This is a genomic window from Variovorax atrisoli 110B, assembly GCF_000382045.1.
Classification (GTDB): Bacteria; Pseudomonadota; Gammaproteobacteria; order Burkholderiales; family Burkholderiaceae_C; genus Variovorax; species Variovorax atrisoli.
The window spans coordinates 292,470-312,174 of sequence record NZ_KB907450.1; the positions used below are offsets into that span (position 1 = coordinate 292,470).

Genomic DNA, 19,705 nt, shown 5'->3' on the forward strand with positions numbered 1-19,705 from the left:
CCGGTGTATCGGGTGAAACCCTTGCGGAAACGGCCTCTGCAAGGCCTTCAGCGGTCTCGCGGAGCGAGCACCGGCAGCCTGAGCGTCGCGCGCAGTCCGCCGCCGTTGGGGCGCTCTGGCGTGTCGGCGTTCGAGAGTTCGATCTCGCCGCCGTTGCGCCGCGCGTAGCCGCGCGCGATGGCGAGGCCCAGCCCCGCGCCTTGCGCCGGACCCGTGGTGGTGGAGCTGTCGCGATGGAAGCGCTCGAACACGCTCTCGCGCCGCTCGGGCGCGATGCCGGGTCCGCTGTCGCAGACCTCGGCCAGCGCATGCGTGGCATCGCGCCGCACGGTCACGGTGATGTTGCCGCCGCGCGGCGTGTACTTGATGGCGTTGTGCACGAGGTTGGAAAGCACCTCGTGCAGTTCGGCCGCGTTGGCAGCCACGGGCAGCACGGGAGCCTCTCCTTCGTCGTCGCTTGATCGGTCCGTGCCGTCTGCTTCTTCCGTGCCGATGTCGCCGCGCGCGTCGACCCAGCCGAGGTCCTGGTCGTTCTCTCGTGCGAGCGGCAGGTACTGCAGCACCACGCCGCGCGCGATGGCGTTGAGGTCGGCCACCGCGGCGCCGGCCGGCGCGGCTTCGTCGCCCGCGGTGGCATGGGCCAGCGCCAGCAGCTGTTCGCTCAGGCGGCGCGTGCGTGCGAGCTGCGCGACGATCGCGTGCAGCGATTCGCGCATGCGCGCCGGGTCGGTCTCGCGCACCGCGTAGCCGGCCTGGATCGACAGGATGCTCAGCGGCGTGCGCAGCTGGTGCGAGGCATCGGCGAGGAACTGCGACTGCTCCGCCACCAGGCGCCGGTGGCCGGCGATGTGGTGGTTGACCGCGTCGACCAGCGGCGCCACCTCGTGGGGGACGCCGCCGGCGTCCAGCGGCGTGAGGTCGTCGCGCGGGCGCTCGCGCAGCGAGCGGCGCAGGCGTTCCAGCGGGCGCAGCGTCCAGGCCACGCCCAGCCACACCAGCAGCGCCATCACCACCACCATGCGCGTGTCGCGCAGGAACTCCTGGCGCAGCGTCTCGGCCTGCGCTTCGGTGCGCGGGCCGGTGCCCTCTGCCGCCTGGATGAGCACGCTGTAGGCCGCGCCGGGATGGACGTTGTCGTACACCGTCTGGCGCAGCGCTGCAACGCGCACCGGGTGCTGCTGGTAGACCGCGTCGTAGAACACGGGAGTGCCGTCGGGCGGGCGATGCGCCGGGCGCGGCAGGCCGGGCACGCCCATGAGGGTGGTCTCGGGCGAGTTCACGTCCAGCGTCTCGCCCTTGGGAATGCGCTGCACGCCGACGTGCAGGTACTTGTAGCGCAGCCGGGTGGACTCGAACATCGCCTGGATCGAGAAGGGTTCCTGCACGCGCACGCTGCCGTCGCTGGCCACCACGATGCCGTTGGCCAGGGCCTGCACCGGCTCCAGCAGGCTCTGGTCGTAGGCGACCACGAGCGAGTCGGTCAGCGCGCGGTAGTCGTTCCAGCTGTCCAGCGCCAGCAGCACGACCAGGCCCGGCAGCAGCAGCGCCAGCAGGCGCGCGCGGATGCCGAAGCGCTGCGGCTGTTGCTGCCGATGCTGCTGCTCAGTCGTGTGCGCCGGGGAATTCGCTGCGGACTGGGGCTGAGGTTCCATCGGCGATGCTCTCCAGCATGTAGCCCAGGCCGCGCACGGTGACGATGCGCACGTCGCTGTCCGCGAGCTTGCGGCGCAGCCGGTGCAGCACCACCTCGATGGCGTCGGGGCCGGCGGTGCTGTCGTTGGTGAACACCTTGGCGAAGAGCTGCGACTTGCCCACCGGGGAGCCGCTGCGCAGCAGCAGGGCGGTGAGCGCGGCCTGCTCCCGCGGCGTGAGCGACAGCAGCGTGCCGCGCAGCGTGAAGGCGCGGCTCTGGCTGTCGTAGGAGAGAGAGGCGCATTGCAGGCGCGGGTGCTGCTTGCCGCGGCTGCGCCGCACCAGCGCCGAGAGCCGCGCCTCGAGCTCCTCCAGCTCGAAGGGCTTGGTGAGGAAGTCGTCGGCGCCGAGGTTCAGGCCGCGCACCCGGTCCTGCAGCGCGCCCTGCGCGGTGAGGATCAGCACCGGCGTGCGGTCGTCGGCGGCCCGCATGTCGGCCAGCACGCTCAGGCCATGCTTGTCTGGCAGGCGCAGGTCGAGAACGATGGCGTCGTATTCGGTGCCGGCCATGAAGGCCTCGGCGGTGCGCGCGTCGGGCGCGTGGTCGGGCACGAAGCCGCTCTGCGTGAGCGCGCGGACCAGCCACGAGGCCATGTCCAGTTCGTCTTCCACCAGGAGGATGCGCATGGGGGCCTGTGAGTCTCGTCGTCGTCGCCGCGGTTACTGCTTGATGGCGAGGTCGGGATCTTCAGACGCCCGGGCGCTGGCGCGTGCCGAGCGCGCGCTCAGGTCGGGCGCCAGGGCCTCGCGGCCGTCGAAGACGAAGCAGTCGCCCTTGTAGTGCGCGCCGCCGACTTCCTCGAAGTACTTGAGGATGCCGCCTTCGAGCTGCAGCACGTTCTCGACGCCTTCCTCGTGCATCAGGATGGCCGCCTTCTCGCAGCGGATGCCGCCGGTGCAGAAGCTCACCACCGTCTTGCCCTTGAACTCGTCGCGGTGCGCGCGCAGGGCGGGCGGGAACTCGGTGAACTTGCCGATGCGCCAGTCGATGGCGCCCTCGAAGCTGCCGTAGTCGACCTCGAAGGCGTTGCGGGTGTCGAGCAGGGCGATCTCGCGGCCCTCGTCGTCATGGCCCTGGTCGAGCCAGCGCTTGAGCGTCGGCGCGTCCACGCCGGGCGCACGGCCGGCGGCGGGGCGGATGGCGGGGTGATCCATGCGGATGATCTCGCGCTTGAGCTTCACCAGCATGCGGCGGAACGGCTGCGCGGCAGACCAGCTTTCCTTGGCCTCGAGGTCGGCGAAGCGGGCGTCGGCACGCAGATGCGCCAGGAAGGCCCGCACGTTGTCGGCCGCTCCGGCCAGGAACATGTTGATACCTTCGGGCGCCACCAGGATGGTGCCCATGAGCTCCAGGGCCTGGGCGCGGGCGCGCAGGTCCTCGCGCAGCGCGGGGCCGTCGTCGATGGCCACGAACTTGTAGGCCGCGATATTCAAAATCTCTTGCACGGGGCGGGATTTTAGGTGCCGCCGGAATATCGCCCGGGTGCGGGGCCTCTGCCGGGCTCCCGCGGGGCGCCGCGGAGGGCGGTTTCAGGGATTGCCAATCCACATCGTGGAGGGCCTGCTTTCTACAATGCAGGCATGTTTGTTCACCTGCGCCTACACACCGAGTTCTCCGTCGTCGACGGCACCACCCGAATCGACGATGTCGTCAAGGCCGCTGCTGCCGACAAGCAGCCCGCGCTGGCCATCACCGACCTGAACAACCTGTTCGGGGCCGTCAAGTTCTACAAGCAGGGGCGCGGCAAGGGCGTCAAGCCGATCGTCGGCGCCGAAGTCTTCGTCGACGGGCTGGGCAAGGAGCCCGGCGCTCTGACCCGCATCGTGCTGCTGGTCCAGAACATGGAGGGCTACCTCAACCTGTCCGAACTGCTGGCGCGGGCCTGGACGCAGAACGTGGGCCGCGGCCAGTCGCAGGCGGCCTGCAAGCTCGAATGGCTGCAGGAGCTTTCGGGCGGGCTGATCGCGCTGTCGGGCGCGCAGGCGGGCCCGCTGGGGCAGCCGCTGCTGCAGGGGCAGGGCGAGCGCGCGGCGGAGCTGGCGCTGCAGCTGGCAGGCATCTTCCCGCACCGCTTCTACATCGAGCTGCAGCGCGCGGGCCGTCCCGAGGACGAGCCTCACGTGGTCGCCGCCGTGCAGCTCGCGGCCCGGCTGCACCTGCCGGTGGTCGCCACGCACCCCGTGCAGTTCGCCGCGCGGGAGGACTACGAGGCGCACGAGGCGCGCGTGTGCATCTCCGAAGGCGAGATCCTCGGCAATCCGCGCCGCGTGCGCCGCTTCACCGAGGAGCAGTACTTCAAGTCGAGTGCGGAGATGAAGGCGCTGTTCGCCGACGTGCCCAGCGCCCTGGCCAACACGGTCGAGATCGCCAAGCGCTGCAACCTCACGCTGGTGCTGGGCAAGCCGCAGCTGCCCGACTTCCCGACGCCCTTCGTCGCCGAAGGCGTGCGCATGCCGATCGACGACTTCTTCCGCCAGGAGTCCTTCGCCGGCCTGGAGCTGCGCCTGAATCACCTGTATCCCGACGAGGCCAAGCGCGACGCCGAGCGCCCGCGCTACGTGGAGCGGCTGGAGTTCGAGATCAACACCATCCTGAAGATGGGGTTCCCGGGCTACTTCCTGATCGTGGGCGACTTCATCCAGTGGGCCAAGAACAACGGCTGCCCGGTGGGCCCGGGCCGGGGCTCGGGTGCGGGTTCGCTCGTGGCCTACGCGCTGAAGATCACCGACCTCGACCCGCTCGAATACAAGCTGCTGTTCGAACGCTTCCTGAACCCCGAGCGCGTCTCGATGCCCGACTTCGACATCGACTTCTGCCAGGGCAACCGCGACCGCGTCATCGACTACGTGAAGGACAAGTACGGCCGCAACGCCGTGAGCCAGATCGCCACCTTCGGCACCATGGCCGCGCGCGCGGCCATCCGCGACGTGGGCCGCGTGCTCGACATGAGCTACATGTTCTGCGACGGCATCAGCAAGCTGATCCCGAACAAGCCCGGCATGTCGGTCACGCTGCAGTATCCGCCCGAGAAGAAGATCGAGGGCGACAAGAACAACTACGCCATCGAGATGGAGCCGCAGCTCGCGGAGCGCATCGAGAAGGAAGAAGAAGTCAGGATGCTGGTCGAGCTCGCGCAGAAGCTCGAAGGCATGACCCGCAACATCGGCATGCACGCCGGCGGCGTGCTCATCGCCCCGGGCAAGCTCACCGACTTCTGCCCGCTCTACCAGCAGCCCGGCAGCGAGTCGGCCGTGAGCCAGTACGACAAGGACGACGTGGAGGCCATCGGCCTCGTGAAGTTCGACTTCCTGGGCCTGGCGACGCTCACGATCCTGGAGATCGCGCGCGAGTTCATCATGAAGCGCCACAAGGGCCAGGAGAACTTCGCGTTCGAGAACATCCCGCTGAACGACGCGGCCACCTACCGGCTCTTCTCCGACGGCAAGACCGAAGCCGTGTTCCAGTTTGAAAGTCGCGGCATGCAGGGCATGCTGAAGGACGCGCGCCCGACGCGCCTGGAAGACCTGATCGCGCTGAACGCGCTGTACCGCCCGGGCCCGATGGACCTGATCCCCAGCTTCGTGGCGCGAAAGCACGGCCGCGAGGACGTGGAGTACCCGCACCCGGCAGTGGCCGAGATGCTCTCCGAGACCTACGGGATCATGGTCTACCAGGAGCAGGTGATGCAGACGGCGCAGATCCTGGGCGGCTACTCGCTCGGCGGCGCCGACCTGCTGCGCCGCGCGATGGGCAAGAAGAAGCTCGAGGAGATGGCCGAGCACCGCGAGAAATTCCGCGCGGGCGCCCTCAAGACCCACGGCATCGAGCAGGACAAGGCCGACGAGATCTTCGACTTGATGGAGAAGTTCGCGGGCTACGGCTTCAACAAGTCGCACGCGGCCGCCTACTCGCTGCTGGCGTACCACACGGGCTGGCTCAAGGTCCACTACACGGCCGAGTTCTTCTGCGCCAACATGACCGTCGAAATGGACGACACGGACAAGCTCAAGCTGCTGTTCGAGGACGCCCAGAAGAACTTCGGCATCACCTTCGAGCCGCCGGACGTGAACCGCGGCAACTACCGCTTCGAGCCGGTCACCAACAAGGTGATCCGCTACGGCCTCGGCGCCGTCAAGGGCACCGGCCAGCTCGCGGTCGAGGCCGTGGTGCGCGCACGGGAGGAGGGCGGGCCGTTCAAGAGCCTGTACGACTTCTGCGTTCGCGTGGACCGCCAGCGCATCAACAAGCGCACGGTGGAAGCGCTGATCAAGGCCGGCGCCTTCGACGCCATCCAGCAGAACCGCGCGGCGCTGGTCGCCTCGCTGGACCGCGCCTTCGAATTCGCCAACGCCACGGCGGCCAATGCCTCGCAGGCCGACATCTTCGGCGACTGCGAGCACGGTTCCGCCACCGCCGAGCCCGATCTCGTCGACGCCACGCCCTGGGGCGTGAAGGAACGCCTGACGCTCGAGAAGACGGCCATCGGTTTCTATCTCTCGGGCCACCTGTTCGACGAGGTCTCGCACGAGGTGCGGCGCTTCTGCAAGCGCGAGATCACCGACCTGCTCGACAGCCGCGACCAGCAGGTCATCGCCGGCATCGTGAGCGACTTCCGCGTGATCAATGGCCAGCGCGGCCGGCTGGCGATCTTCAAGCTCGACGACAAGTCCGATTCCATCGAGGCCACGGCCGACGAGGCGCTCATCAACGCCAACCGCAACACGCTGAAGGACGACGAGCTGGTCATCGTCAGCGGCCGGCTGCAGCCCGCGCGCGGCGGCTTCGAGGCGCGCTTCCAGGTGCAGCAGGTGTGGGACCTGGCCTCGGCGCGCTGCCGCTTCGGCAAGTTCCTGCGCGTGGCCGTGAACGGCAAGGCGCCCGACATCGCGCGCCTGCTGAAGGACTTCCCGCCGCGCACCGAGCAGACCGAGGTGGGCGACCTGATCCAGGGCTTGCCGGTGCGCCTGTCGATGGCGCGCGGCGGCGCGCAGGTCGAGCTGCAGCTGGGCGAGCGCGCCAAGTTCTTCCCGACCGACGCCGCGCTGGCCAGCTGGACCGCGCAGGCCGAAGCGGGCAAGGCGCTGATCGTCTACGACTGACTTTCCTCCGCGCGACGGCAAGTGCCCGGCAGGCGTGGGCTCTTTGGAGCCCTGACTACGATGCCTCCTGCATTTCAACCGTGAAGCACAAGGAGGATTCCGTCATGAAGAAGCAGTCTCTCGTCGTCGCCTCGGCTCTGGCGCTGACCCTGGCATTGCCGTTCGCCGCCTCGGCCCAGTACACCGGCCCGAGCACCCAGCCGGCCGCCGCGTCGGGCACGCCCTATGCCGGTCCGAGCACCGTGCCGGCGATGACAGTCAAGCAGTTGCTGGACACCGGCAAGGACGACCAGTACGTCACGCTGCGCGGCTTCATCGTGTCGCACGACGGCGGCGAGCACTACACCTTCGCCGACGAGACCGGCCGCATCAAGGCGGAGATCGATGCCAAGCATTTCCCGGCGGGCGTGAAGATCGACGACAAGGTGCGCGTGGAGGTCACGGGCGAGTTCGACAAGGACCTGATCGGCAGCAAGGTCGAGCTCGACGTGAAGCGGCTCAGCGTGCTGCGCTGACCTCGGTCCCGGCCAGGCGGCCTCAGTGCGCCATCGGCGTCACGGCGAGGTCGGGCACCACGTTCATGATGCGCAGCGTCTGCTGCACCACCTGGCTGAACACCGGCGCCGCCACGAGGCCGCCGAAGTACTTGCCGGCGCTGGGCTCGTCGACCATCACCGCGACGATGATGCGCGGCTTGTCGATCGGCGACATGCCCGTGTACCAGGCCCGGTACTTGTTGCTCGCGTAGCCCTTGCCCACCTGCTTGTGCGCAGTGCCGGTCTTGCCGCCCACCGAGTAGCCCACCGTCTGCGCGAGCGGCGCCGTGCCGCCGGGCGCGGCCGCCATGTGCATCATCTGGCGCACCTCGCTGGCGACCAGCGGCGAGAACACCCGCACGCCTGGAGGCTCCTCCCCCTGGTTCTTCAGCAGGCTGATGGGGATCACCTCGCCGTCATGCGCGAAGGCCGTGTAGGCGTGCGCGATCTGGAAGAGCGAGGCCGACAGCCCGTAGCCGTAGGACATGGTGGCCTGCTCGATCGGGCGCCATGACTTCCACGGCCGCAGTCGGCCGGTCACAGCGCCCGGGAAGGTGGTCTGCGGCTTCTGGCCGATGCCCACCGCGGTGAGCGAGTTCCACATCTCCTGCGCCGACATGCGCTGCGAGATCTTGGTGGCGCCCACGTTGCTCGACTTCTGGATCACCCCCTCGACCGTGAGCACGCCGAAGTTCTCGTCGTCGTGGATGGTCGCGCCCGACACCGTGATGCGCCCCGGGTTGGTGTCGATGATGGTCTTGGGCGTGACGCGGCCCAGTTGCAGCGCGGTGGCGACGGTGATGGGCTTCATCGTCGAGCCGGGCTCGAACACGTCCGTCATCGCGCGGTTGCGCAACTGCTCGCCCGTGAGGCTGCGGCGGTCGTTGGGGTCGTAGCTCGGGTAGTTGGCCATCGCCAGCAGCTCGCCGGTCTGTGCGTCGACCACGACCACGCTGCCGGCGCGCGCCTTGTTTGCGACCACGGCGTCGCGGATCTTCTCGTACGCCACGAACTGCACCTGGTCGTCGATGCTCAGCTGGATGTCGTGTCCCGGCGTGGGCGGCACCTGGTCCTCGGTGTCCTCGATGATGTGGCCCAGCCGGTCCTTCAGCACGTGGCGCGAGCCGGCCTTGCCGGCCAGCTCGTGGTCGAAGGCCAGCTCGACGCCTTCCTGGCCGATGTCCTCCACGTTGGTGAAGCCCGCCAGGTGCGCCGCCGCCTCGCCCTCGGGGTACTGCCGGCGGTAGTCGCGGCGCAGGTAGATCCCCTTGATGTCGAGCGCCGCGACCTGCTTGGCGATGGGCTCGTCGACCTGGCGCTTGATCCAGACGAAACTCTTGTCCTCGTCCTCGAGCTTCTTGTCGAAGTCCTTCTGCGGCATGCCGAGCAGCTTGGCGGCCTGCTTGAGCTTCTCCTGCGTGGCCGGGTCGTTGCGCTCGATGTCTTCGGGAATGGCCCAGATGCTGGGAGCGGGAATGTCCGATGCCAGGATCAGGCCGTGCCTATCGAGGATGCGGCCCCGGTTGGCAGGCAGTTCCAGCGTGCGCTGGTAGCGGACCTCGCCCTGGTGCTGGAAGAAGTCGTTGGCGAAGATCTGGACGTAGGCCGCGCGTCCGGCGAGCAGCACGAAGCCGAATGCGACGCTGGCCACGATGAACTTGCTGCGCCACACGGGGGTGGGGCTGGCCAGCAGGGGACTGCTGCCATAGCGGATGCGGCCGTTGGGGGTCATGAGCCCTGATTATCGAGTTCCGGGTGACGTGCAAGTCACCCGGAAGGGCCCCGTTTTCTTAGCTGCGCGTTAGGGGCGCAGGGAAATCAGCGCTTGGGCCGCAGCGTGACGATCAGCGACGGGAAGATTCGGCCGTCGGTGTCGCGCGGGAGCTTGTCGGTCTTGCGCAGGCCGCGCTCGGCAGCGTCGTCCCAACCAGGCAGGCCGCTCGACTTGCTGAGCTTCACGCCGACGATGGTGCCGTCGGGCGCCAGGTTCACCTCGAACTCCGCCGCCGGGTTGCCGTTCACGGTGTCGGCATCGGGGAAGGTGATGTTCGGGCGCACCGCTGCGGCGATGCGGCCGGCATAGCCGCTCGACGGACCGGAGCTGCGCTGGGCCGTGCCGCGCGAGTCGTCGCTGCCGGTGGCGTTGGCCAGGCCCTGCATGCGCTTGAGAGCGGCGGCGCGGTCGGCGGCCGCCTGTTTCGCGGCAGCTTCGGCCTTCTTCTGCTCGGCCAGCTTGGCTTCGGCCTCCTGCTGCTTCTTCTGCTCGGCCAGCTTCTTCTGCTGTTCCTTCTTGCGCTCGGCCTCTTCCTCGGCGCGCTGCTTGGCTTCCAGCTCCTTCTTCTTCTGCTGTTGCTGGCGTTCGAGCTCGCGTTCCTGCTGTTCCTTCTGCTCCTTGAGCTTCTTCTCGCGTTCGAGGGCGATGTCCGGGGCCTTGGGTGCAGGAGCGGGCTCTGGCGCCTTCGCAGCCGGAGGAGGCGGCGGCGCAGGGGCGGGCGGCGGCGGCGCGGGAACCGGGGTGGGGGCCGGCGGCGCCTGCAGGCGAGGGGCCGCCTGCTGGACCGTGGACGACCACAGCTCCGCGTCGACCGCGCCTTCGTCGGCGTCGCTGCGCCAGCGCACGCCCCAGGTCAGCGCCGCGATCAGCAGGCCGTGGGCGATGAGCGCCAGCACCAGGGCACGCAGCGTGCCGCGCTGCGGCGGCGGTGCGAACTCGGGGCGATCCAGTGCGAGCGACATGCCTTACTTGCCGCCCGTGGTCGTGACCGACAGGCCCACGCGCTCGATGCCGCTGCGCTTGAGCTGGTTCATCGCCTTCACGACGGTTTCGTACTTCACGGCCTTGTCGGCGCTGATGACCACCGGTCGCTGGTCGTCGCCGCCCTGGGCCTGCTTGGCGGCAGAACCGATCTGGGACATGGGGATCGAGGTGCCGCCCGTGCCGGTGGACGGGTCCTTCTTGATCTGCACTTCGTCTTCGCTCTTGATGACGATCTCGATGGGCTTGTCGGGCTGCTTGTTGGCGCGGTCGACCGAGGGCAGGTTGATCACGCTCGGCGTGATGAGCGGTGCGGTGACCATGAAGATGATCAGCAGCACCAGCATCACGTCGATGAACGGGACCATGTTGATCTCGTTGATCGTCCGGCGGCCGCGGCCGCGGGATGAAACTGCGGGCATGGGCTGCGCCTCCGTTCAGCGGTTGGCCGGAGCCACCGACGATGCACCGCCCGCGTTCGGGTTGGCCGAAAGGTTGCGCTGCAGGATGTTGGAGAACTCCTCGATGTAGGTCTCGAGGGCGATGGCGATCTTGTCGATCTCGCGGGCGAAGCGGTTGTAGCCCACGACCGCCGGGATGGCGGCGAAGAGACCGATGGCCGTGGCCACCAGCGCCTCGGCGATGCCGGGGGCCACGGTGGCCAGCGTCACCTGCGCCAGCGCGGCCAGGCCGGTGAAGGCGTGCATGATGCCCCAGACCGTGCCGAACAGGCCGACGTACGGTGAGACGGAGCCGACGGTCGCCAGGAACGAGAGGTTCTGCTCGGCTGCGTCCAGTTCGCGCTGGAAGCTCGCGCGCATCGCGCGGCGGGCGCCGTCGAGCAGGGTGCCTGCGTCGGTGACGTGGCGTTCGCGCAGCTTCTGGTACTCGCGCATGCCCGAGGCGAAGATGCGCTCCATGGGGCCGGCGAACTTGGCGTTCTGCGCGGCGGAGGCGAACAGCTCGTTGAGGCTGGTGCCCGACCAGAACTCGCGTTCGAAGTCTTCGTTGAGGGCGCGCATGCGCCGCAGAGCGAAGTACTTGCGGATGATCGCGGCCCAGCTTGCGATCGATACGATCACAAGCAGCGCCACCACCAGTTGCACCACGAAGCTCGCATGGAGCAGGAGATTGATGATGGAAAGGTCTTGGTTCATGGCTTGAAAGTTTGAGTCATGGAGCCGCTGTAGCGCTCGAGGGTTCCCGTCACCTGTTTCGGGATGCGTGCTGGCCGCAGCGTGGCTGCGTCCACCCATCCGATGCGGATCGTGCCTTCGCACAGCAGGACGGGTTCGGAGGCCCCCGTTCGCTCCTGCTCTGTTTTCGATAGCACGCGTTGTCCGATTATCAACGAGGCAGTTCCCAACTGTCGAAGTTCGGCAGTCACGAGCAGTTCATCGTCCAGCCGCGAGGGCCGATGGTATTTGAGCTGGGTCTCGCTCACCACGAACTGGCCGCCGGTTTCCTCGCGCAGCTTGCGCTGCTCCACGCCCAGCGAGCGCAGCCATTCGGTGCGGCCGCGCTCCATGAACTTCAGGTAGTTGGCATAGAAAACGATGCCGCCGGCGTCGGTGTCTTCCCAGTAGACGCGGATCGGAAACGCGTAGCTCATCGCGCCCGGTTCTCTGCCATCTCGCGCAGGCGCTCGATGGATTCCTGCAGGTGAGCCATCGAGCTGGCGGTGGAGAAGCGGACGAACTTCGCGGTCTCGGCGGTGCCGAAGTCGCGACCGGGCGTGACGGCGACGTGCGCGCGCTTCATCGTTTCGAAGGCGAAGTCCCAGCTGCCCGAGATGCCGAGCTTCTCGGCGAAGGACGTGCAGTCGGCCCAGGCGTAGAAGGCGCCGTCGGGAACCACGGGCACGTTCAGGCCCAGCGCATTGAGCTGCGGAATGAACCAGTCGCGACGCGCCTTGAATTCGGCGCGGCGGCGTTCGTACTCGGCGATGCTCTCGTCCTCGAAGCAGGCCAGCGCCGCGTACTGCGACACGGTGCTCGCGCAGATGAAGAGGTTCTGCGCCAGCCGCTCGACCACGGGCACCAGCACTTCGGGCACCACCAGCCAGCCCAGGCGCCAGCCGGTCATGTTGAAGTACTTGCTGAAGCTGTTGATGCTGATGACGTTCTCGTCGATGGCCAGCGCGGTCTGCCCGAAGGCGTCGTCGTAGGAGAGGCCCAGGTAGATCTCGTCGATCAGCGTGATGCCACCGCGCTTCGACACCACCTCGTGGATGCGGCGCAGCTCATCTGGCGCAATGGAGGTGCCCGTCGGGTTCGAGGGCGATGCCAGCAGCACGCCGCGCGTCCTGTCGGTCCAGGCGGCCTCGACCTTGGCGGCCGTGAGCTGGAAGCGCTCCTCGGCCGTGGTCGGCAGCAGCACCGCCTTGCCCTCGGCAGCGCTCACGAAGTGGCGGTTGCACGGGTAGCTCGGGTCGGGCATCAGGATCTCGTCGCCCGACTCGATCAGCGCCAGGCAGGCCAGCTGCAGCGCGGCGGAGGCACCTGCGGTGACGACGATGCGGCGCGCCGGCACGTCCACGTTGAAGCGCTGGCGGTACCAGGCGCTGATGCGTTCGCGAAGATGGTCGAGGCCGGTGGCCTGCGTGTACTGCGTGGCGCCGGCACGCACCGCGCGGGCGGCGGCTTCCTGGACCAGCGGCGGGGCGGTGAAGTCGGGCTCGCCGATGTTCAGGAAGATCATCGGCCGGTCGGTGTGCGCGACCTCGCGGGCGAGCACGCCCGCGGCCTTGGCCACTTCCATCACGTAGAAGGGCTCGATGCGCTGCGCGCGCGTGGAAATTCTCATCGCACCCCCTGGCTGCGGCGCTGTGCGCCTGCGGTCGGCCGAGCGGCGCCGCTCATGCCCTTGCTTTTCCGGAAGCCCGGTCGGCTTCGACCTCGAGCGGGCGAAGCTGCGGCGCCAGGCCGTTGAGCACGGCATTCACGTACTTGTGGCCGTCGGTGCCGCCGAATTCCTTGGCGAGTTCGATGCACTCGTTGAGCACCACGCGCCAGGGCACGTCGGGGCAGTTCTGGAATTCGTAGACGCCGATCCACATCACGGCATGCTCGATCGGCGAGATCTCTTCGAACTTGCGGTCGAGCAGCGGGCGGATCAGCGCGTCGAGCTGCTCGGCGCCCTCGATGGAGCCGTGCAGCAGCGCGTCGTAGTGCAGCGCGTCGGCCTTGTGGAAGCCGGCGAGGTCGCGCGTGAAGTGGTCGATGTCGGTCGGGTCGTTGCGGCCCACCAGGTGCTGGTAGAGCGCCTGCAGCGCGAACTCGCGCGCACGGGTGCGGTTCGACTTGGCCGAAGCCTTGCGCGCGCCGGTGCTGGTGAGGCCCACGCGCGACTGCTTGGGCTTTTCGCCGGTGGCCTTCAGGGCCTTGAGGGACTTGGAGCTGTCTTCGGTCATGAAAGGGTGGCCAGCAGTTGCGCCATCTCGACAGCCACGCGGGCAGCGTCGCGGCCCTTGTCGGTCTGGCGGGCGACGGCCTGCTCGAGGTTTTCGGTGGTGAGGATCGCGTTGGCGATGGGCAGGCGGTAGTCGAGCGCCACGCGGCTCACGCTCGCGCCCGATTCGTTGGCCACGAGTTCGAAGTGGTAGGTCTCGCCGCGGATGATGCAGCCCAGCGCCACCAGCGCGTGGTAGCCGCCGCGCTCGGCGAGCGCCTGCAGCGCCACGGGCACTTCGAGTGCGCCCGGCACCTGCACGTGGTGGATGTCGCTGGCGGCCACGCCCAGCGCCTCGAGCTCCGAGAGGCAGGCCGAGGCCAGCGCGTCGGTGATGTCGGCGTTGAAGCGCGCCTGCACGATGCCGATGCGCAGGCCCTTTCCGTTGAGCAGCTTTGCGTCCGCTCCCTTGTTTGCACCTTGCATGGTCTTCAGTCTTTCGTGAGGTAGCCGGCGATCTCGAGGCCGTAGCCCGCTGCCATGCTGGGCATGCGCCGCGGCGTGCCCAGCAGGTTCATCTTGTGCACGCCGCATTCGCGCAGGATCTGTGCGCCGATGCCGTAGCTGCGCAGGTCCATGCGGCCGCGCTCGGGCGCCTGCGCGGGACGGGCGGTGCCGTCGAACTGCGCGAGCAGCTCGCTGGCGGTCTCGCCGCAGTTCAGCAGCACGGCCACGCCCTTGCCCTCGTTCGCGATGTGCGAGAGGCTGGCGTCGAGGCTCCAGGAGTGCAGCGAGCGGTTGATCTCGAGCGCGTCGAGCACCGACAGCGGCTCGTGCACGCGCACCGACACCGTCTCTTCGGGCGCCCACTTGCCGCGCACCAGCGCGAGGTGCACGCCGTTGCTGGGCTTGTCGAGGAAGGCGTGGGCGGTGAAGCTGCCCCAGGCGGTCTGGATCTCGCGGCAGCCGACCTTCTCGACCAGCGATTCGACGCGGCTGCGGTGCTCGATGAGCGCGGCGATGGTGCCGATCTTCAGGCCGTGCTCGGCCGCGAAGACCTGCAGGTCGGGCAGCCGGGCCATGGTGCCGTCTTCGTTCATCACCTCGCAGATCACCGAGGCGGGCGAGCAGCCGGCCATGGCGGCGAGGTCGCAGCCGGCCTCGGTATGGCCCGCGCGCATCAGCACGCCGCCGTCCACCGCCTGCAGCGGGAAGATGTGGCCGGGCTGCACCAGGTCGGCGGCCACGGCATTGGGCGCCACGGCGGCCTGCACCGTGCGCGCACGGTCGGCGGCCGAGATGCCGGTGGTCACGCCCTCGGCCGCCTCGATGGAGACGGTGAAGGCGGTGGAGTGCTTGGCGCCGTTGCGCTGGACCATCGGCGGCAGCTGCAGCCGCTCGCACATCTCGCGCGAGAGCGTCAGGCAGATCAGGCCGCGCGCATGGCGGGCCATGAAGTTGATCGCCTCGGGCGTGATGTGGTCGGCAGCGATGACGATGTCGCCTTCGTTCTCGCGGTCTTCCTCGTCGACCAGGATCACCATGCGGCCGGCGGCGAGCTCGGCCACGATCTCTTCGACCGAGGAGATCGGGGCTGGTGCGCGCGCGGCGCGGGAAGCGGCGCCGATCGGCGTGACGGAGGCGTTCATTTGGAGATGTCCTTGGATGGAGTCGGTGCGAGCACGCCCGCCTGGAGCATGCGCTCCACGTAGCGCGCCACGGTGTCGATTTCGAGGTTGACCTTCGAGCCGGCCTTCAGGCCGCCGAGAGAGGTGTTCTCGACGGTGTGCGGGATCAGGTTGATGCTGATCTCCGCGCCGTCGGCGATGTCCCTGACGCTGTTGACCGTGAGGCTCACGCCGTTGATGGTGATCGAGCCCTTGTAGGCGAGGAAGCGGGCGAGGGCGGCGGGAGCCACCACGCGGAGCTCCCAGCTTTCTCCGACCGGCTCGAAGCGGCTGACGCTGCCGATTCCGTCGACGTGGCCCGAGACGATGTGGCCGCCGAGGCGGTCGCTTGCGCGCAGGGCCTTCTCGAGGTTGATGCGGCTGCCTTCGTCGGTCAGGCCGGCGGTCTTGTCGAGCGATTCGGCCGAGATGTCGATGGTGAACTGCTGGCGCTCGGGAGCGAGCGTGGTGACTGTCATGCAGGCGCCGTTGAGCGCGATGCTGTCGCCGAGACCGACGTCGTCGAGGTAGCCCGCGGGCACCTCGATGCTGAGTCTCTTGCCATGGGAGGAGGTGGTGCCGAGGTCGTGGATGGCGGCGATGCGCCCCACGCCGGTGATGATTCCGGTGAACATCCCGCCATTTTCGCAGAGAACGAAGGGGCCACGCGGTGGGCGGGCTAGAAGGCGTCCCTTCCGGCGACCCGGGCGACGATGCGAAGGTCGGGACCGACCTGCTCCAGGCCGCGGAATTCGAGGGGCAGGGCGCCCGTCAATTCCGTCAACGGCCCACCGGCGTGGATTCCGGACGCGATATCCAGCCCGTCGCCGATCAGCTTCGGCGCCAGGTAAATCAGCAATTCGTCGACAAGACCTTCGCGCAGCAGCGAGCCATTGAGCTTGTGCCCGGCCTCCACGTGCAATTCGTTGACTTCCCGGCGGGCAAGGTCCTTCAGCATCGCCGCCAGGTCGACCTTGCCCTGCGCATTCGGCAGGCAGGTGACCGTAGCGCCGCGCGCCTCCAAGGCGGCGGACTTTTGCGCGTCCTGCGTCGCGGCGTAGATCCAGACCGCACGGCCGGGCATGAAGAGCTTCGCATCCGGGGGGGTCTGCAGCTGGCTGTCGATCACCACCACGTGCGGCTGCCGGGTGGTCTGCACCAGCCGTACGTCCAGGCGCGGGTCGTCTTCCAGCACCGTGCCCACGCCGGTCAGAACCGCGCTGGCGCGAGCCCGCCAGGCATGGCCATCGGTGCGCGCCTGCTCGGAAGTGATCCACTGGCTCACGCCGTTGCGCAGGCCGGTCTTGCCATCGAGCGAGGCCGCCGCCTTGAGCCGCACCCAAGGCGTCTTACGGACCATGCGGCTGAAGAATCCGAGGTTGAGCTCCCGCGCCTCATCCGCGCCAGTCCCCACCTCGACCTGAACGCCTGCTGCGCGCAGCCGGTCGAAACCCTGGCCCGAGACCAGCGGATTGGGATCGGCCATCGCCGCCACGACCCGGCCGATACCTGCCGCGACCAGGGCGTCGCAACACGGACCGGTGCGGCCGTGATGGGAGCAGGGCTCCAGCGTGACCCAGGCAGTTGCCCCTGCCACCGAATTGCCCCGCGCTGCCGCATCGCGCAGCGCCATGACTTCGGCATGCGGACCGCCGACTTGTTGGGTGTGGCCCTCGCCGATCACCGTGCCGTCTGGCGCCACCAGCACGCAGCCGACGCGGGGGTTCGGATCGGTCTCCGGGCCGGCCTGGCGCGCCAGATTCAGCGCCTGGATCATGAAATTCGGATTTTCTTTTGTCATTCTTTTGTTAAATCAAATTCGTTGCAAATGTCAATTCGAAATTGATCGAAAACAATTTGCCGCCAATCCATCTGTTTTGACCGCCCGTCGCGCAATTGACGTTATTGGCCGGTCACTGGGAAATCGGAAAAATAGAATTCGCACCAATTGAAATCAGGGAGGAGCGCCCGCCGGCACGCAGATGCACGCAGCGGGTGGCACGACATGGACAACAACGGATTCTGCGCGTCCGAACGGGGCTTCACGCTCATCGAGATGATGGTCGTGATCGTACTGATGGCCGTGATGCTGGGATTGGCTCTGCCGAGTTTCAACGGCCACATCGAAAGGCGTCGGGTCGAGGGTATGGCCAGGGCGCTGATGGCGAGTGTCAGCGATGCGCGCGCCGAGGCGGCCCGCCGAGGGGTGAAGGTGACCATGCAGCAGCGATCGGAGTGTCTGGGCCGGGACTGGAGCTGCGGCTGGGAGACGCTGGTCGGAAGCGGCGAGGCCGTCGAAATCCTCAAGCGCCAGGATCCCGACGGACGTGTCGCCATCGAGAAGAGCACCGCGGGCGCCATGTCGTTCGACCCGATGGGACACTCGACGGGTGGGGGCCGCTTTCGCCTTCGTCCGGCCGACAGCTCCGGTTCGTCCAAGATCGTCGTGGTGTGCCTTGCCCTTGGGGGCCGCGTTCGGTTGGTGAGGGGGAGCGACTCATGCTGATGCGCCGTCCCCGCGTCAGCCGGGCGCAGCGGGTGCAGCGGGTGCAGCCGGGCTTCTCGATGATCGAAGCGCTGGTCGCGCTGCTCGTGCTCTCGCTGGGCCTGCTGGCGCTGGCCGGCTTCCAGGTTCGCGTGCTGGTCGACAGTGTCGGTGCAAGCAACCAGAACCTCGCAATCCAGCTGGCCGGCGACCTGGCCGATCGCATCCGTGCCAATCCCGCAGCAGCGGCGACGACGCCCAGCCGGTACGTGACAGACTGGTCGGCTGGGTCAACCAACGGGCCCAGGCCTTCTTGCGAGGGGCTCAAGGCCGCCTGCAACGCCGCCGAACTTGCGGCGCACGATCTATGGAACTGGAAGCGCGCGATAGCTGCCGCCTTGCCCGGCGGGGCGGCCGACGTGAGGGCCAGCGCCACGGCGGGCGGCGTGCTGCTCATGCACCTTGCCTGGGACGAGCCGGCGGTGCTCGACCCCATCGCGCCCGATCCGGACTGGCAGTGCCCCACAGGCAAGGCCTGCCTCGAAGTCTCCGTCGCGGTGCCGCAGCCATGAAGAGCCGAGCGCCATCCGGCTTCACGCTGGTCGAGTTCCTCGTCGCACTGGTCGTCGGAATGCTGATCGTGCTGGCCGCCATCGCGGCCATGCTCGGCACGCGCAGTACCGCCATGACGGGCGACGACGTCAACACGCTCAACCAATCGTCGGCGCTGGCTTTCAGGATGCTCGGCCAGCAGATACGGCAGGCGGGCTACATCCCCATCGATCCCACCGAGCCGCTCTACTACTTCAACACCAGCGCCGACCGGGGCACTAACCTGACCGACGAGCAGGCCTTCTTCGCGGTCAAGGGCGTGGAGTCCGCGGACGGCTCCAACGACAAGCTGAAGTTGGGCTACGCGCCGAACCCCGACTATTTCAAGGACTGCCTGGGTCAGGAGCCGGGGCGTTCTTCGGGCGGCGAATACGACCGGACCGAGCCCGAAGCGCAGGGCAACGCGCGGCTCATCACCAGCGAGTTCTCCGTGTCGAACGGCACGCTCAGGTGCCAGGGCAGCGGCAATGCGACTCCGCAGCCGGTCATCGACGGTGTGGAGCGTTTCGACGTCATGTATGGGGTCAGCGCCACGTCCGGAAGCCGGCAGGTGGTGCGCTACGTGACGGCCGACGGCGTCGACGATGGCTTCCGCAACGTCCGAACGGTTCGTATCTGCCTTCAGCTCGCGGGCGCCTCCAGGAGCAATCCTGCGGGCAGCCATGTCGACTGCGACGGGGTTTCGAAGAGGAGCAGCGACGGCAGGCTGCGGCGCGTTTACACGGCAGTGTTCTCGCTGCGCAACGACCTGGGAGCGCTGTGAGCATGACGGAGGCGACGGGGCCCGCGCGCGGGCAGGCCGGCGAACTGCCGGCGCAGCATGGCTTCACGCTCTTCATCGTGATGATCATGCTGCTGCTCTCGGCGCTACTGCTGATAGGCGGGGCGCGCACCGCGGTGCTTCTCGAATCGATGGCAGGCAACCAGCGCGACTACCAGCGCGCCTTCGAGGCCGCCGAGGCAGCGCTGCTGGATGCGGAGCGCGACATCCGGCAACTCGCCTTCGATTCCGCGAGCAAGACCTATGTGGCGTGTACGGCACTCGCCACGGCGCGCTGCCGCAAGTCGGAGGACGGACGCGTCTTTCCCGACCGGGATACGGGCTGGGTCACCGCCTACATGAACGACGGCCCCAACAGCTGCGAGCGGGGCATCTGCTATTTCTCGGAAGCGGGTTCGGTTGCTGCCGCCCACGGCAGCGAGGCCTACCGTTTCTGGCACCGCGATGCATACAAGTCCAAGTACGTCAGGTACGGCCAGTTCACCGGAGCGCTCAAAGCCGGCAGTCCGGCGCTGGATGGCGCCAGGTACTGGATCGAGGTGATCGACCGAAGGAACAGCAAATACCCGCTGTATCGCATCACGGCCACTGCCACCGGGGCGCGCAGCGTCATCGGCAAAGGGGAGGGGACGAAGGTCGAACTGCAGGTGTCGTTCGATCCGGACCCGGTCTCCCGGATCAACTGAG

General features: G+C 68.1%; 20 protein-coding genes. 6 read left to right on the forward strand and 14 right to left on the reverse strand.

The genetic code is table 11. The annotated features are described in order from the left end of the window. Nucleotides 1–47 precede the first annotated feature (47 nt). Genes G369_RS0101385 through G369_RS0101395 form a run of 3 tightly spaced genes read right to left on the reverse strand, consistent with a single transcriptional unit; the run spans nt 48 to nt 3,138 of the window. A complete protein-coding gene (locus G369_RS0101385; protein WP_019652184.1) occupies nt 48–1,652 on the reverse strand; it encodes a sensor histidine kinase in 1,605 nt (534 codons plus the stop codon). Beyond that, a complete protein-coding gene (locus tag G369_RS0101390) occupies nt 1,603–2,319 on the reverse strand; it encodes a response regulator (protein WP_019652185.1) in 717 nt (238 codons plus the stop codon). The genes G369_RS0101385 and G369_RS0101390 overlap by 50 nt, the downstream gene beginning before the upstream one ends. A 33-nt stretch (nt 2,320–2,352) precedes the next feature. Further along, a complete protein-coding gene (locus tag G369_RS0101395; protein WP_019652186.1) occupies nt 2,353–3,138 on the reverse strand; it encodes a sulfurtransferase in 786 nt (261 codons plus the stop codon). 135 nt (nt 3,139–3,273) lie between these two features. Between G369_RS0101395 and dnaE the strand changes: the two genes are divergently transcribed. After that, on the forward strand, nt 3,274–6,792 hold the full coding sequence (gene dnaE / locus G369_RS0101400; RefSeq protein ID WP_019652187.1) for a DNA polymerase III subunit alpha: 3,519 nt from the start codon (nt 3,274–3,276) through the stop codon (nt 6,790–6,792). A 104-nt stretch (nt 6,793–6,896) separates the two neighbouring features. Beyond that, the gene (locus G369_RS0101405) at nt 6,897–7,307 is read left to right on the forward strand and encodes a YgiW/YdeI family stress tolerance OB fold protein (RefSeq protein WP_019652188.1); all 411 of its coding nucleotides are present in this window, start codon (nt 6,897–6,899) and stop codon (nt 7,305–7,307) included. Nucleotides 7,308–7,329: 22 nt separating this feature from the next. Here G369_RS0101405 and G369_RS0101410 read toward each other — a convergent pair whose 3' ends face one another. The 11 genes from G369_RS0101410 to ribD all read right to left on the reverse strand — a co-directional run bounded on the left by G369_RS0101410 (nt 7,330) and on the right by ribD (nt 16,941). Next, the gene (locus G369_RS0101410; protein WP_019652189.1) at nt 7,330–9,060 is read right to left on the reverse strand and encodes a peptidoglycan D,D-transpeptidase FtsI family protein; all 1,731 of its coding nucleotides are present in this window, start codon (nt 9,058–9,060) and stop codon (nt 7,330–7,332) included. Nucleotides 9,061–9,146: 86 nt separating this feature from the next. Beyond that, a complete protein-coding gene (tolA, locus tag G369_RS0101415; protein ID WP_019652190.1) occupies nt 9,147–10,064 on the reverse strand; it encodes a cell envelope integrity protein TolA in 918 nt (305 codons plus the stop codon). A 3-nt stretch (nt 10,065–10,067) separates the two neighbouring features. After that, nucleotides 10,068–10,505 carry an ExbD/TolR family protein gene (locus G369_RS0101420; RefSeq protein WP_019652191.1) on the reverse strand — a complete coding sequence of 146 codons (438 nt, stop codon included), beginning with the start codon at nt 10,503–10,505 and terminating at the stop codon, nt 10,068–10,070. Between the two features lie 15 nt (nt 10,506–10,520). After that, complete coding sequence (gene tolQ, locus G369_RS0101425; RefSeq protein ID WP_019652192.1) at nt 10,521–11,240, reverse strand: protein TolQ; 720 nt, start codon at nt 11,238–11,240, stop codon at nt 10,521–10,523. Further along, the gene (ybgC, locus tag G369_RS0101430; protein ID WP_019652193.1) at nt 11,237–11,695 is read right to left on the reverse strand and encodes a tol-pal system-associated acyl-CoA thioesterase; all 459 of its coding nucleotides are present in this window, start codon (nt 11,693–11,695) and stop codon (nt 11,237–11,239) included. Before ybgC ends, tolQ begins: the two co-directional genes overlap by 4 nt. After that, nucleotides 11,692–12,888 (reverse strand): pyridoxal phosphate-dependent aminotransferase, encoded by a 1,197-nt coding sequence (locus tag G369_RS0101435; RefSeq protein WP_019652194.1) that lies wholly within the window; start codon nt 12,886–12,888, stop codon nt 11,692–11,694. Before G369_RS0101435 ends, ybgC begins: the two co-directional genes overlap by 4 nt. Before the next feature lie 52 nt (nt 12,889–12,940). Next, nucleotides 12,941–13,495 carry a transcription antitermination factor NusB gene (gene nusB, locus G369_RS0101440; RefSeq protein ID WP_019652195.1) on the reverse strand — a complete coding sequence of 185 codons (555 nt, stop codon included), beginning with the start codon at nt 13,493–13,495 and terminating at the stop codon, nt 12,941–12,943. Next, complete coding sequence (ribH, locus tag G369_RS0101445) at nt 13,492–13,959, reverse strand: 6,7-dimethyl-8-ribityllumazine synthase (protein WP_019652196.1); 468 nt, start codon at nt 13,957–13,959, stop codon at nt 13,492–13,494. Before ribH ends, nusB begins: the two co-directional genes overlap by 4 nt. Nucleotides 13,960–13,964: 5 nt before the next feature. After that, on the reverse strand, nt 13,965–15,122 hold the full coding sequence (ribBA, locus tag G369_RS0101450) for a bifunctional 3,4-dihydroxy-2-butanone-4-phosphate synthase/GTP cyclohydrolase II (protein WP_019652197.1): 1,158 nt from the start codon (nt 15,120–15,122) through the stop codon (nt 13,965–13,967). After that, nucleotides 15,119–15,775 (reverse strand): riboflavin synthase, encoded by a 657-nt coding sequence (locus G369_RS0101455; RefSeq protein ID WP_019652198.1) that lies wholly within the window; start codon nt 15,773–15,775, stop codon nt 15,119–15,121. Before G369_RS0101455 ends, ribBA begins: the two co-directional genes overlap by 4 nt. Nucleotides 15,776–15,819: 44 nt before the next feature. Next, nucleotides 15,820–16,941, reverse strand: coding sequence for a bifunctional diaminohydroxyphosphoribosylaminopyrimidine deaminase/5-amino-6-(5-phosphoribosylamino)uracil reductase RibD (gene ribD / locus G369_RS0101460; protein WP_019652199.1), 1,122 nt, complete (start codon nt 16,939–16,941; stop codon nt 15,820–15,822). Nucleotides 16,942–17,145: 204 nt separating this feature from the next. Between ribD and G369_RS0101465 the strand changes: the two genes are divergently transcribed. The 4 genes from G369_RS0101465 to G369_RS0101480 are packed head-to-tail and all read left to right on the forward strand — an operon-like array spanning nt 17,146 to nt 19,704. Beyond that, nucleotides 17,146–17,646 (forward strand): GspH/FimT family pseudopilin, encoded by a 501-nt coding sequence (locus G369_RS0101465; RefSeq protein ID WP_019652200.1) that lies wholly within the window; start codon nt 17,146–17,148, stop codon nt 17,644–17,646. Continuing rightward, complete coding sequence (gene pilV, locus G369_RS0101470) at nt 17,640–18,197, forward strand: type IV pilus modification protein PilV (RefSeq protein ID WP_019652201.1); 558 nt, start codon at nt 17,640–17,642, stop codon at nt 18,195–18,197. The genes G369_RS0101465 and pilV overlap by 7 nt, the downstream gene beginning before the upstream one ends. Next, complete coding sequence (locus G369_RS0101475) at nt 18,194–19,000, forward strand: PilW family protein (RefSeq protein WP_019652202.1); 807 nt, start codon at nt 18,194–18,196, stop codon at nt 18,998–19,000. The genes pilV and G369_RS0101475 overlap by 4 nt, the downstream gene beginning before the upstream one ends. Before the next feature lie 2 nt (nt 19,001–19,002). After that, complete coding sequence (locus G369_RS0101480; RefSeq protein ID WP_019652203.1) at nt 19,003–19,704, forward strand: pilus assembly PilX family protein; 702 nt, start codon at nt 19,003–19,005, stop codon at nt 19,702–19,704. Nucleotide 19,705: the final 1 nt, after the last annotated feature.